9 protein-coding genes and 3 rRNA genes are annotated in these 12,860 nt (G+C 60.7%); 6 read left to right on the top strand and 6 right to left on the bottom strand.

The genetic code is table 11. From position 1 onward, the window contains the following. From JKP78_RS18380 to rrf (JKP78_RS18390), 3 genes are all read left to right on the top strand, one after another. Positions 1-98 (top strand): 23S ribosomal RNA (locus JKP78_RS18380); the annotation flags it as partial. 134 nt (positions 99-232) lie between these two features. Then, a 5S ribosomal RNA gene (gene rrf / locus JKP78_RS18385) occupies positions 233-348 on the top strand. Positions 349-457: 109 nt separating this feature from the next. Further along, positions 458-573, top strand: a 5S ribosomal RNA gene (gene rrf / locus JKP78_RS18390). A gap of 115 nt (positions 574-688) precedes the next feature. Here the strand turns inward: rrf (JKP78_RS18390) and JKP78_RS18395 are convergent. The 4 genes from JKP78_RS18395 to JKP78_RS18410 form a co-directional block, all read right to left on the bottom strand. After that, positions 689-3,169, bottom strand: a complete 2,481-nt coding sequence (locus JKP78_RS18395) for a TonB-dependent siderophore receptor (RefSeq protein ID WP_200627143.1) — start codon at positions 3,167-3,169, stop codon at positions 689-691. A gap of 120 nt (positions 3,170-3,289) precedes the next feature. Continuing rightward, on the bottom strand, positions 3,290-4,246 hold the full coding sequence (locus JKP78_RS18400) for a FecR domain-containing protein (RefSeq protein WP_186690701.1): 957 nt from the start codon (positions 4,244-4,246) through the stop codon (positions 3,290-3,292). Between the two features lie 4 nt (positions 4,247-4,250). Continuing rightward, the gene (locus JKP78_RS18405) at positions 4,251-4,754 is read right to left on the bottom strand and encodes a sigma-70 family RNA polymerase sigma factor (protein WP_200627144.1); all 504 of its coding nucleotides are present in this window, start codon (positions 4,752-4,754) and stop codon (positions 4,251-4,253) included. A gap of 110 nt (positions 4,755-4,864) precedes the next feature. After that, on the bottom strand, positions 4,865-5,554 hold the full coding sequence (locus JKP78_RS18410) for a GntR family transcriptional regulator (RefSeq protein ID WP_186690705.1): 690 nt from the start codon (positions 5,552-5,554) through the stop codon (positions 4,865-4,867). A 203-nt stretch (positions 5,555-5,757) separates the two neighbouring features. Here JKP78_RS18410 and lapG point away from each other — a divergent pair, with 203 nt between their 5' ends. Together lapG and lapD are read left to right on the top strand one after the other, a co-directional pair. After that, the gene (lapG, locus tag JKP78_RS18415; protein WP_200627321.1) at positions 5,758-6,519 is read left to right on the top strand and encodes a cysteine protease LapG; all 762 of its coding nucleotides are present in this window, start codon (positions 5,758-5,760) and stop codon (positions 6,517-6,519) included. A gap of 10 nt (positions 6,520-6,529) precedes the next feature. Then, positions 6,530-8,476 carry a cyclic di-GMP receptor LapD gene (lapD, locus tag JKP78_RS18420; RefSeq protein ID WP_200627145.1) on the top strand — a complete coding sequence of 649 codons (1,947 nt, stop codon included), beginning with the start codon at positions 6,530-6,532 and terminating at the stop codon, positions 8,474-8,476. 157 nt (positions 8,477-8,633) lie between these two features. On the opposite strand, the gene JKP78_RS18425 is transcribed toward lapD, so the two are convergent. Next, entirely contained in the window at positions 8,634-9,992 is a 1,359-nt protein-coding gene (locus JKP78_RS18425; protein WP_170027725.1) for an HlyD family type I secretion periplasmic adaptor subunit, read from the bottom strand. 7 nt (positions 9,993-9,999) lie between these two features. Next, positions 10,000-12,156, bottom strand: a complete 2,157-nt coding sequence (locus tag JKP78_RS18430) for a type I secretion system permease/ATPase (RefSeq protein ID WP_170027726.1) — start codon at positions 12,154-12,156, stop codon at positions 10,000-10,002. On the opposite strand from JKP78_RS18430, the gene JKP78_RS18435 reads away from it, so the two are divergent. Further along, a complete protein-coding gene (locus JKP78_RS18435) occupies positions 12,103-12,585 on the top strand; it encodes a hypothetical protein (protein WP_200627331.1) in 483 nt (160 codons plus the stop codon). The two genes, JKP78_RS18430 and JKP78_RS18435, sit on opposite strands and share 54 nt — an antisense overlap. The last annotated feature ends 275 nt before the right edge of the window (positions 12,586-12,860 follow it).

Here is a 12,860-nt window from a genome sequence, read left to right on the forward strand (position 1 = left end):
TGAAGGGCCGTCGAAGACTACGACGTTGATAGGTTGGGTGTGTAAGCGCTGTGAGGCGTTGAGCTAACCAATACTAATTGCCCGTGAGGCTTGACCATATAACACCCAAGCAATTTGCTAGCGCAGATTGCGGTGGTGAAGATGATACGAACCGAAAGTTCGCAACGAACCACGAACATCACATATCCGAATTCGCTGGAGTGTCTATCAGGACCTTCTGGCAACAGAATTTCTTGACGACCATAGAGCATTGGAACCACCTGATCCCATCCCGAACTCAGCAGTGAAACGATGCATCGCCGATGGTAGTGTGGGGCTTCCCCATGTGAGAGTAGGTCATCGTCAAGATTCATTTCGCAAAACCCCTATCTGCACATGCAGGTAGGGGTTTTGTCTTTAAGTAGGAACTACAGAGATTCGCAGGCACGTCCGAGGGACGGGCCAGCACACAGAATTTCTTGACGACCATAGAGCATTGGAACCACCTGATCCCATCCCGAACTCAGCAGTGAAACGATGCATCGCCGATGGTAGTGTGGGGCTTCCCCATGTGAGAGTAGGTCATCGTCAAGATTCAAATCCAAAGCCCCTGTCTGCGCTGCAGACAGGGGCTTTGTCTTTTCCGGGCCATGACTCCCAAGCCAGGGCGATAGCGGTATAGGAATGTGCAGCTACGGCTACCGCGGGTTCAGAACTGATAGCTGACGGTAGCACTCACGTTGCGTTCCTCTCCCATGTAGCAGTAGTCCAAGCTGGCACACGAGCTGATGTAGCTTTCATTGGTCAGGTTGTTGGCGTTCAGGCGGACATCCACACCCCGAAGGCCGATCTTGCTCAGGTCATAGCCGATCGAGGCGTCGAACAAGGTGTAGGCGGGCACTTTCATGCTGTTTTCCGCATCGACCCAGCTGTACCCCACATATCGCACGCCACCGCCCAGCCGCAGGCCATCCAGCGCCCCTTGCCGGAAGTTGTAATCCGCCCACAGGGAGAACATCTGTTTTGGCGCCTGGGTTGGTGAATTGCCCTTGTTGTCCAAGGTGGCCGACACCAGGCTGGGCATGGACTTGGCGTACTCGATATCGGTGAAGGTATAGCCGCCCAGCACCTTCAAGCTGTCGGTCAGCTGCACATGGGCCTCCAACTCGAGCCCTTGCGAGCGCACTTGGCCTACAGGGCGATAGAAGTCTTCGTCAGGCTGCTTGGAGGCCAGGTTCTCCTGTTCTATTCGGAATAACGATGCAGTGAACAGGTTGTCGCTCCCGGGCGGTTGATACTTGATGCCGGCCTCCCATTGAGTGCCCTCGGTTGGTGCCAATGGGCGACCAGCCTGGTCGGAAACCGTATTGGGGTTGAATGACTCCGAGTAGCTGACATAAGGCGCAATGCCATTTTCGAACAGGTAGAGCACCCCAGCGCGGGTAGTAAACCTGGAGCGCTGATCATTGACCTTGGTGTTGCTATCGCGGTTCTCCTCGGACACCTTCACCCAATCCTGGCGCAGCCCCAAGGACAAACGCCACTGGTCCAGTTCCACAAGGTCCTGCAAGTACACACCCGTTTGTTGTAAACGCCGCTGGTAGCGGTTTTCGCCCAGCACCCGCAGGTTGCCATTGCCGTACTGCGGGTTGCCGGCATCCAGCGGGTCGACTGTGCCATAACGCCATGCCACATCGGCCTTGCGTCGTTGATAATCGGTACCCAGCAGCAAGGTATGTTTGGCGGCCCCCGTGAAGAATTCGGCCTGCAGCATGTTGTCGATGATGTACGAATGCAGGCGCTCGTCGCCGCCGGTGTAGGCGCGGTTGAGGATATTGCTGTCGGCATCCGCCCAACCGGCGGAATACACCTGGTCCATCGACACGTCCGAATCCTGGTAGCGGAAGTTCTGTCGCGCGGTGAGTACATCGTTGAAGCGATGCTCGAACTGGTAGCTGAAGGACTGCTGGGTACGCTCGTAGTTGTCGATACCCGGCTCACCCTCGAAGAAATGGTCCGACAGGCGCAAGCCGTTGCGCTTGTGCAGCATGCCGTTTGCGGGGTTGCCGCCGTGGTACCCGCCGTTGGGGTCGTGTTGCAGGTAGGCCTGCAGGGTAAGCGAGGTGTCCTCGCTGAAGTCGATGCTGATGGCCGGCGCGATGGCGTAGCGTTCTTCCTTGTTGTGGTCGAACTGCGTGTCGGAAGCATCCGCAAGGCCTGTCAGGCGGTACGCAATGCGCTTGTCGTCATCCACAGGGCCGCTGAAGTCGAAACCCATGCCTCGCTGGCCTTGGGTACCGACCGTGGCCTGAACTTGGCGGTAGCGGGTGAACAACGGCTTCTTGGTGGTCAGTGCTACCAGGCCTCCTGGGGAGCTACGGCCATAGAGTACCGAAGAAGGCCCCTTGAGGATGTCTATCCGTTCCAGGAAGTAAGGGTCCACCTGCATGGTGCTGTAGGTACCGTTGTCCCCCATCGACTTGAGCCCATCGACGTAGATGTTGTCCACCGAGCCGTCATTGAAACCACGCATGGCCACATAATCGTAGCGGTGGGTAGCACCGTAGGGGTTGGTCAGTACCCCGGGTGTGTAGCGCATGGCCTGGGCAACCGTCTGTGAGCCCTGGTCGTCCATCTGCTGCCGGGTGACCACCGAGACCGATTGGGATGTTTCGACCAACGCCATACTGGTCTTGGTCGCCACCTGGCTGTGCGTGGCGTTGTACCCGTCCATGCTACCCAGCGCATTGCCTAGGGTGAAACCATGGATATCGGTGTCTGGCAGCGACAACGCCGCACCTTGCGGTTGGGCTTGCAGCACGTAGCTACGCCCGTCCTGGCTGACTGCTTCCAGGCCGCTGCCGTTAAGCAGCTGCCGCAGTGCCTTGTCGGTAGGGTATTGCCCCTGCAACCCGTTGGACTGCAAGCCTTGGGTGAGCTGCGGTGTGGCTGACAGGGTGATGCCGGCCTGGCGGGCGAACTGGTTGAGCACATCATCCAACTGGCCGGCCGAAATTGTATAGTGTTGGCTAAGCTCGGCAGGTTCAGCTGCCATGGACATCGATGTGACAGCTGTCAGGCCCAATGCGGTACCGAACAAGGCGGCCCGGATCGCTTTGTGAAGTTTTGTTGAGTCTAAGACAGGTCGAAAATCATTCGCGTTGGCTGGGTGCGCGGAGGCGGTAGGCATGAAGGGTCCGTTAACGTGAGGGCAGGGGAAGGTTTACTGTCCTAGCCGAACTGGCATTCGAAACCCGCCAAAAAAGCTGTTGGAGCGCTTCGCAGCGCCCAAGGCAAGCGTCGTCACCCGTCAGGCCAGCCCCTCGACACGCACCCACCAGCGGGTGACTTGCCGGAGCTTTACCGGCAGCGTCCGTGGCAGCACCAGCAACAATTGCTCCGGGTCTTCGAGGCGGAATACACCAGACAGGCGCAAATCGGCGGTGTCATCGCTGCAGCCCAGATAACCATGACGATAACGGCTGACCTGCGTGAGAAAGTCGACCAGGCGAATGTCCCGGGTGACGAGCAACCCTTCAGTCCAGGCCATCGCATCCATGTCCACCTGCTCAAGCCGATAGGCCCCTTGTGCATCCAGGCGCCAGTTCTGGCCGCTTTCAATCCACTGCATCGCGCCTTTGCCGGGCCGGTGTATCGCTACCCTGCCATGGCTGACACTGACCCTGGTGCAGTCGCTGTCCTGCCGCGCCACGAAGCGTCCTTCGAGCCCTTCCAGCAGTGCGTCGCGTGTTTGTACAAGAATCGGCCGCTGCGGGCCGCAGGTAATCAGCATTTCCCCTTGCTTCAGGCGGATCAGGTTTTGCCCGTCTTTGAAAGCCAGGTCGACTGCGCTGCGCGTATTCAGTTGTATCGACGTTCCATCGGGAAGCCGGAAGCTGCGTCGTTCTCCCGTGGCGGTGGCATAGTCCGATGTCCAGCTATTGATGCCATCAAGGCCTGTGCCTAGCCATGCCGCCGAGCCAACCATCGCAACCCCGCCAAGCAGTTTCAGGGCCTGCCGACGCTGCAAGCGGCGCTGGCTGCTTTCCAGGGTTTGCATGGCCAGCCCAGCTCCGGGGATTGCGCGCATGTCGAGTTCCTGGTGCAGGTGTACCAGCCGTTGCCAAGCCTGTTCGTGTTCGTGGCGGGCTTCCCGCCATTGCGCGCACTGTCGCTGCAGGGCAGGATCGTGCCCGCTTTCGCGTAGCCTCAGCATCCACTGGATGGCCTGCTTGACCGTCGTTGCATCAGGCTGTGCGGTGCTCATGGCATCAGTACTCGTCTGCGTAGCGCAGCAGGTAGCAGTGGTAGAGCGCATCGGCTATGTAGCGCTCCACGGTACGCACCGAGATTCCCATCTGGTCGGCAATGGCCTGATGCTTCAGCCCCTCGTATTGGGCCAGCAGGAAGGCGCGGCGTACCTTGGGTTTGAGGCCGTCGAGCATGCGCGCGATGCGCTCCAGCAACTCCAGCAGCAATTCCTGGGTTTCGGCCGAGGGGGTGTGTGCTTGCGGCAGGTGTGCCAGCGCCTCGAGATAGGCCCTGTGCAGTTCCTCGCGCCGCCAGTGATCAATTACCAGCCCACGCGCGACCGTCCGCAGGAAGGCACGTGGCGTATTCAGTTGCAGGTGTTCGCGACGCTGCAGCAAGCGCACGAAGGTATCCTGGGCCAGGTCTGCGGCATCGGCGGCATTGCCCAGCTTGCTGCGCAGCCAGGCATGCAACCAGCTGTGGTGGTCACTGTAGAGCGTTTGCAAGGAGTCGTTGCTGGACATGGATGAGGGCGCTGCCATCAATGGACATGAATGATAATTAGTCTCATTGTTGGCGGAGGCCGATCGATTTGCAACCCATGCCTGATCCGTGCCCGGGTGTCATTGCACGGCTAGCGCCCCAACTGGCTATCGAGGTACCTGCGGATCACCCCTGCTGCGGTATTCAGGTGTTTTTCCAGCACCGTTATCGCTTCGTCTACCTGCTTGGCGCTGGCCGCATCGACCAGTGCGTTGTGATCGTCCTGGGTAAGCTTGCCCAGGCCCATGGATGAGAGATGAAAGCGCAGGAAGCGTTCTTCCTGGTTCAGCTCATCTTCGATCAGGCGCAGCAATTTCTTGTTGGGTGCCTTGTTGTACAACGACATGTGCAACAGGCGATTGAGACGGCCGATTTCGGCATGCCGGGTTTCGTTCTCCAGTTGCTGGATATATCCGCGAGCGCTGGCGATGTCGCTGGCATCGAGCAGCGGAATGGACTGCCGCAGCGCCTCGGTTTCGAGCAGTACGCGCAGGGCATAGGTATCCACTGCGTCCTCGCCAATCAACGGTGCAACCACTGCACCCTTGTGCATTTCCACCTTCAGCAACGATTGAGCCTCGAGCTGGCGCAGCGCCTCGCGCACGGGCATGCGGCTGACACCGAACAAGGTAGCGAGCTCCTGTTGCCGCACAGCAGTACCCGGAGGCAGGCGGCCATCCAGAATGGCACTGCGCAGGCGTTCTTCGATAACGCCACGGGCCTGGTGCGGCAACAGCTGTTCACTGGCCAGCACATTGCTCAATTTGAATTTCTGGGCCACGCGACGTCTGCCTCAACGATGACTAAAGTTGGATCCAATGACACTAGTAAAGCTCATGGGAGCGTCCAGCTTGCCCCCGCAGTGGAACGGGCGCCCCAAAAGCGCGGCTATGGTGGATGAAGTCGCCTGTCAAAGGAAGCGGCCCAACGAAGGTTATAAGCCTAAAGTGTAGGTCGGCTGACAAGCGGATGCATGATTGCAGGGTGCCATTGTCTTTTGCCGCTGCAAGCCGCACCATCGCTGCTTTCGACAGGCCTGAACAGGGCTTCGCAGTGGCGCTAACCTGGATGCTCAAAACCGTTGTGCAACGTGTCGGCCTCGCTGCGCTGCTGGGCAGCATGCTGCTGGGCGGCCTGCACGCGGATTGGGACTTTTCCCAGATCAGCCGCAAGTCGCAGGCGCTGTATGGCTCGTTGGGGAGCGGGCAGGGTCGCATCGATGCCTGGCAGAACCTGATGGCTACCCAGAAGCAGGGTACGGAGCTTGAGCGACTGCAGGCGGTCAACCGCTTCTTCAACCAGCAGTTGCGCTATGTCGAGGATATCGACCTGTGGCACGAGGTCGATTACTGGGCCACGCCGATCCAGGCGCTGATCAAGGGCGCAGGGGACTGTGAGGACTATGCCATCGCCAAGTATTTCAGCCTGCGGCGCATGGGTATCCCTAGCGAGAAGCTGCGTATCACCTACGTCAAGGCGCTGCGGCAGAACCGGGCGCACATGGTCCTGACCTATTATTCAAGCCCACAGGCACAGCCATTGGTGCTGGACAGCCTGATGGACGCCATCAAGCCGGCCAGCCAGCGCACAGACCTGCTGCCGGTTTACGCTTTCAATGGTGAAGGGCTGTGGCTGACGGGCGCCGCAGGCAACAAGAAGGTCGGCGATACCAAGCGGCTTTCACGCTGGCAGGATCTGCTGAAGAAAATGCAGGCCGAAGGGTTCCCGGCCGAGCCGGTTTACTGAAGGAGCACAGATGTCACTGTTCAAACAATTGCTGTTGGCCATTTGCCTGTTCCTGGTGGTCGCCTTCAGTGGCAGTTTCATGGTCAGCCTGGAGAGTTCGCGCAGCCAATACGTCAACCAGTTGCGCTCGCACGCCCAGGATGCGGCGACTGCGCTGGCGCTGTCGCTGACACCGAATATCGACGACCCGGCGATGGTCGAACTGATGGTCAGTTCAATCTTCGACAGCGGTTACTATTCGAGCATCAAGGTCGTCGACCTGGGTTCCAATGCGGTGCTGGTGGAACGCCATGCCGAACCGGACCCTGGCGGTGTGCCGCGCTGGTTCGTACGCCTGATCGGCCTGGAAGCCGCCGGGGGCGATGCCATCGTCAGCCGCGGCTGGCAGCAGGCCGCGCGCGTTGAAGTGATCAGCCACCCAATGTTCGCCGTCGCCAAGCTCTGGCAAAGCGCCCTGGGCAGCCTGGGCTGGTTGCTGCTGTGTGGCGCGGCCAGCGCGGTGCTCGGCGCGTTGCTGCTGCGCCGCCAATTGCGCCCGCTGGATTATATGGTCGAGCAGTCCCACGCTATCGCCCGCCGGGAATTCCTCAGCCTGCCAGAGTTGCCGCGTACGCCGGAACTGCGCCGCGTGGTGCAGGCGATGAACCAGATGGTCGAGAAGCTCAAGGCCCTGTTCACCGAACAGGCCGAGCGCAGCGAACGGCTGCGGGCCGAGTCCTACCAGGACAGCCTGACCGGGTTGTCCAACCGGCGTTATTTCGAGATGCAACTGAACACCCGTGTGAGCAACCTGGAAGAAGCGCGCTCCGGCTACCTGCTGTTGCTGCGGGTCCAGGGGCTGGCGGGGTTGAACGCCCGCCTTGGTGGTCAGCGTACCGACCAGTTGCTGCAGGCTGTGGGCGAGCAGTTGCGCCGCACCTGTGCCAGCTACCCGGAAACCAACGACCTGATTTCCCGCAGCCGCGGTGGCGAGTTCGCGGTGCTTGCGCCAGGCATGGTGCATGAAGAGGCGGTGCAGCTTGCCCAGGCCCTGGAAGCGACCTTGCACAGCCTGCATGAGACTGGCGCCAGTGATATCGACCCAGTGGCGTGCATCGGCCTGGCGCCCTACAGCCCAGGCGACTCACCACAGGCGCTGCTGAAGCTCGCCGATGAGGCCCTGGCGCGTGCCGAGAACCAACCGACGCCGGGCTGGGTATGCCTCGAGCAGGGTGTGGCCGCCGTTGCCGCCGACAGCCAGCATGCCTGGCATGAGCGGCTGGACCAGGCGTTCAACAATGGGCATTTCGAGCTGTTCTTCCAACCGGTGGTGGATTGCGACACCGCGCAACGAGTACTGCACCACAAGGTGATTTCACGTTTGCAGGATGGCCAGGGCGAGGCACTGCCGGCGGGCCGCTTCCTGCCCTGGCTGGAGCGTTTTGGCTGGATGCCACGGCTGGATGTGCTGGTGCTGGAAAAGGTGCTCGCACACCTGCGCGGGCATGACCAGGTGCTGGCGCTGAACCTGTCAGCAGCTACCTTGGCCGATGCCAAGGCCCTGCAGCGTATCTTCGAATTGATGAGCCAGCATGTGGCGCTGGGGCCGCGTCTGATTTTCGAGATTGGCGAAGAGCAACTGCCCGAACAAGCTGCCCTGGAGCAGCTGACCCGGCGCCTGCATGCGCTTGGCTTCGGCCTGGCGCTGCAACGCTTTGGCGGGCGCTTCAGCATGATCGGCAACCTGGCGCACCTGGGCCTGGCGTACCTGAAGATCGACGGTAGCTACATCCGCAACATCGACCATGAACAGCACAAGCGGCTGTTCATCGAAGCGATCCAGCGCGCGGCACACAGCATCGACTTGCCGCTGATTGCCGAGCGGGTCGAGACCGAAGGGGAGCGGCTGGTGTTGCGCGAGATGGGCGTGGGCGGGATTCAGGGGCAGTTGGTCGGCGAGCCTGCGCCTTGGCGCTGACAGCCTACAGGTATCGCTGAGGAACAATGCGGTAACTTGTAGGAGCGGCCTTGTGTCGCGAAAGGGCTGCACAGCAGCCCCAGCATTTCACGCATCGCTGCTGAATTCCGGGGCCGCTGTGCGGCCCTTTCGCGACACAAGGCCGCTCCTACAGCGATCAACGCTCGCGCAGCGCCTCCGAACGCGCCTTCATGATCGGCTTGAGCAGGTAGCTCATGATGGTCTTCTTGCCGGTCATGATGTCTACCGTTGCCACCATCCCCGGAATGATGAGCAACGGCTTCTCGTCAGTCCCCAGGTGGCTGCGATCGGTGCGCAGCTTGATCAGGTAGTAGGTGGTCTTCTTGTCTTCATCGGTGATGGTGTCAGCGCCGATCTGTTCCAGTTTGGCCTTGAGCCCGCCGTAGATGGTGTAGTCATACGCGGTGAACTTGACCGTCGCCTCCTGCCCCGGGTGCAGGAAGGCGATGTCCTTGGGCAGGATCTTCGCCTCGATGACCAGCGTATCGTCCAGGGGTACCACTTCGAGGATATCGCTGCCAGGCTGGATGACCCCACCAATGGTGTTGACCAGCAACTGTTTGACGATACCGCGTACCGGCGAGGTGACCATGGTGCGGTTGACCCGATCGTCCAGGGCCTTGCTGGTTGCGGTGGCCTTGTTCAACTCGGTGCGCGCTTCGTTCAGTTGGGTCAGCGCCTCGCTGCGGAATTTGCCGCGGGTCTCTTCGATCTTGCTTTGCACCTCACGGATCGCCGCTTCGGCCCGGGGGATGGCCAGCGCGGTGGAATCCAGCTGGCCGCGGTTTTCCACTTCGGCACGGCGCAGGCGCAGTACTTCGACCTGGGAGATCGCGCCGGTGGCCACCAACGGCTCGGACATGCTGATTTCTTTGCGCAGCAGTTCCAGGCTGTTGGCGTACTGGGCGCGTTTGGAGCTGTACTCGCGCAGCTCCTGCTGGCGCTGTACCAGCTGTTGTTGCAGGCCGCCAATTTCGTCCTGCAGTTGCTGGCGCCGGCTCTGGTACAGCGATTCTTCGCTGGCGGCCTGGCTTGGTGCAGCCTTGCGCAGCGCCTCGTCGATCTTCAGTGGGCGATCTTCCACTTCGGCACTCAGGCGCTCGACCCGCAGGGCCATGGACAGGCGGTCTGCTTCGGTTTCACCAACGTTGGAGGCGAAGCGGGTTTCATCCAGGCGCAACAACGGCTGGCCCACTTCGACGATCTGCCCTTCCTTGGCGAAGATTTCGGCAACGATGCCGCCTTCCAGGTTCTGGATCTTCTGTACTTTGGAGGACGGGATGGCCTTGCCTTCGCCGCGCGTGACTTCGTCGATGGGGGCAACGCTGGCCCATACGATAAGGAACACGAAGAACAGGATCACGCCCCAGATGGTCAGCCGCACGACCCGCGGGGCATCCTCGATCAGGGCCTTGTTGACCTCGGGCAGCGGCTGGCCGCCCAGTGAGTCGGAACCTTTGAAATAGCGCCGCAGGCCATCCTTGAATTGCCCCATATCCAGCTTATGCAACACTGATCTGCCCCTTCTTCAACGCATCCATGACCGCGGCTTTCGGGCCGTCGGCGACAATCTGCCCGCGATCGATCACGATCAGCCGGTCTACCAGCGACAGCAGCGAGGCACGGTGCGTGACGAGCAGCACGGTCTTGCCTTCCACCACCGCTTGCAGGCGTTGCTTGAGGCGTTCTTCACCGGTGTTGTCCATGGCGCTGGTCGGCTCGTCCAGCAGAAGAATCTGCGGGTTGAGCAGCAGCGCACGGCCAAGGGCGACGTTCTGCCGCTGGCCGCCGGAGAGGTTCTGGCCGCGTTCACCCACTTGCAGCTCGTAGCCGTCCGGGTGCAGCCGAGCGAACTCATGGACGCCCGCCAGTTCGGCGGCTTGCAGGATCAACTCGTCCTCGATGTAGCGCGCGCCGCTGACCAGGTTGTCGCGCAGGGTGCCCGCCAACAACTGGATGTCCTGCGGTACGTAGCCAATGTTGTGGCGCAGTTCGCTGACGTCGATCTGGCGAATGTCCACGCCATCGACCAGCAGCGACCCGGCATCGGCCTCGTAGAGGCCGACGATAAGCTTGGCCAGCGAGCTTTTACCCGAGCCGCTGCGGCCGATGATGCCCACCTTTTCGCCGGGGCGGATGGTCAGGTTGATGTTCTTCAGGGCCTGGTTCTGCTGGTTCGGGTAAGTGAAATCGACCCCGCGGAATTCGACGCTGCCCTGCAGCACCTTGCGGCTCAGCGGGCGCTCTTCGAAATTGCGCTCTTGCGGCAGCTCCATCATGTGGTCGGTGGAGACCATGGTTACCTTGGCCTGCTGGTAGCGGGCGAGCAGGCCGTTGAGCTGGCCCAGCGGGCCGAGGGCACGGCCGCTGAGCATGTAGCAGGCAACCAGGCCGCCCATGCTGAGGTTGCCGTCGATGATCAGGTACACGCCGACGCAGATCATCGCCACGCCCGCCAGTTGCTGGATCAGCAGGGTGATGTTCATCGCCAGGCTCGACAGTAACTTCACTCGCAGTTCCAGGCGGCTGAGGGTGCCCAGGGTCTGCTCCCAGAGGTACTGGCGTTCACTTTCGGCATTGTTGACCTTGACCGCGTCCAGGCCAGCCAGTGTTTCGATCAGGCTGGACTGGCGCTCCGAGGCCAGGGCCATGGTTCGCTCCATGGTCGCCATCAATGGCCGCTGCAGGGCATAACCGATGCCCAGGGCCAATGGGAAGGCGATGATCGGAATCCATACCAGGTGCCCGCCAATGACCGCGATGACAATCAGGATGAGAATGGTGAACGGCAGGTCGATCAGGCTGGTGAGGGTCAGCGAGGCGAGAAAATCGCGCAGGCCCTGGAACTCGTGAATGTTCTGGGCAAAGCTGCCGACCCTGGCCGGGCGGTACTTCATCGACATGCCGACGATGCGTTCGAACAGGGTTGCCGAGATGATCAGGTCGGTCTTCTTGCCGGCCAGGTCCAGGCACAAGCCTCGCAGGCCCTTGAGGATAAGGTCGAAGATGTAGGCGCCGGCGATACCGATCGCCAATACCCAAAGGGTCGAAGTGGCCTGGTTGGGCACCACCCGGTCATACACGTTCATCACGAACAAGGGGGCGGCCAGGGCGATCAGGTTGATCACCAGGCTGGCGGCGATGGCATCGATGTATAGCCACTTGCTGCGCAGCAAGGTGTCACGGAACCACGACTTCGCCCGCGGGATGAGGTTGCCGTGGTTGACGTCGAACTTGTGCTGCGGCTGGGCGAAGAACACCCGGCCGCTGTAATCGCTCTGCAGGGCTTCGCGGCTGACATGCACCTCGCCACCATCGCTCTCGCTCAGTAGCAGACGCGCAGTGTCTTCGTTTTCCCAGCCCAACAGGACGGCGCTGCGGCCTTCCTTGAGCAGTAGCATGGCCGGCATGGCGATGCTCGGGATCTGCTCCAGCTTGCGCTGGAGCAGGCGCCCTTGCAACCCGGCTCTGGCGGCTGCGCGCGGCAGCAGCTCGGGGCTCAGGCGCTGGGCAGGCAACGGCAGGCCGGTGGTCAGCATGACCCGGCTGGCTGGTTTCTGGTGCAGGACACACAGGCTCAACAGACTATCCAGCAGAGGATCGTCATGCTGACTGCGTGGATCGTGGCTGAGTTGGACTCGACTGACTTCGGATTCCACGCGGCGCTCTCTTCATCCTTGTGGTGGGTAGGGGGTGAGCCGCCGTTCGAGTTGGTTGGCTCACCTTGGCGTTCAAATGCTGCTGCCAGGCAGTGGGCCTGGGGGCTACGGCATCTGACGCTTGGGCAACCGGCCAATGGTCGCCTTGAATCGATATTGAGTAAACAATTCTTCGGTCTTCATTCTTACCAGACGATGCCTGGTTGTGGTTGCTTCAGTTTTGTACCAGTCGGCTTGCACGCCGAAGCTCATTTGCAGCATAGCCTGCCATCTCATTGCCGACAGATTGCAATCAGTACCGACTTATCCAGGCGTCAGGAATCAGGCGCTGGCGCGTTGACGTTTTTTGGCGGGTTATTAGTCAAAATTCATATATTGAAAAATGGGCTTCCGTCAGGTTTGGTTGCGCAGGTTCGCAATGCTTTTTGATTGACGGGGTTACAAGTATTCGCGCAGTTCTTCGTTATCTCTTTGATCCAAGGCAAATCGTTCTCACGGGCTAGGCAGCGCTGCGAGCTGCTGCCAATCGGATTGGCTTGCAACCCCGCTCCGGCCGGCCTTTCGGGCGCTGCAGGCCGCATGTTGGGCAAGGTTTGTGCTTGTAGTCATTGTGAGCGCCTGGGTGACGGAAATTAACCCTGAATATTGATTCGGCCTCTATGCCAGCTGCCGATGGACGGTGGCGCTGACGCCAAATATGTGAC

The sequence above is a fragment of the Pseudomonas sp. LAM2023 genome, assembly GCF_016620375.1.
GTDB classification, from domain to species: domain Bacteria; phylum Pseudomonadota; class Gammaproteobacteria; order Pseudomonadales; family Pseudomonadaceae; genus Aquipseudomonas; species Aquipseudomonas anuradhapurensis.

Excerpts from the sequence above, each read along its gene's own strand:
- JKP78_RS18400 (WP_186690701.1), bottom strand. The coding sequence starts at position 4,246 with ATGAGCACCGCACAGCCTGATGCAACGACGGTCAAGCAGGCCATCCAG.
- lapD (WP_200627145.1), top strand. The coding sequence starts at position 6,530 with ATGTCACTGTTCAAACAATTGCTGTTGGCCATTTGCCTGTTCCTGGTG.
- JKP78_RS18395 (WP_200627143.1), bottom strand. The coding sequence starts at position 3,169 with ATGCCTACCGCCTCCGCGCACCCAGCCAACGCGAATGATTTTCGACCT.
- JKP78_RS18405 (WP_200627144.1), bottom strand. The coding sequence starts at position 4,754 with ATGTCCAGCAACGACTCCTTGCAAACGCTCTACAGTGACCACCACAGC.
- JKP78_RS18425 (WP_170027725.1), bottom strand. The coding sequence starts at position 9,992 with ATGGGGCAATTCAAGGATGGCCTGCGGCGCTATTTCAAAGGTTCCGAC.
- JKP78_RS18435 (WP_200627331.1), top strand. The coding sequence starts at position 12,103 with ATGCTGACTGCGTGGATCGTGGCTGAGTTGGACTCGACTGACTTCGGA.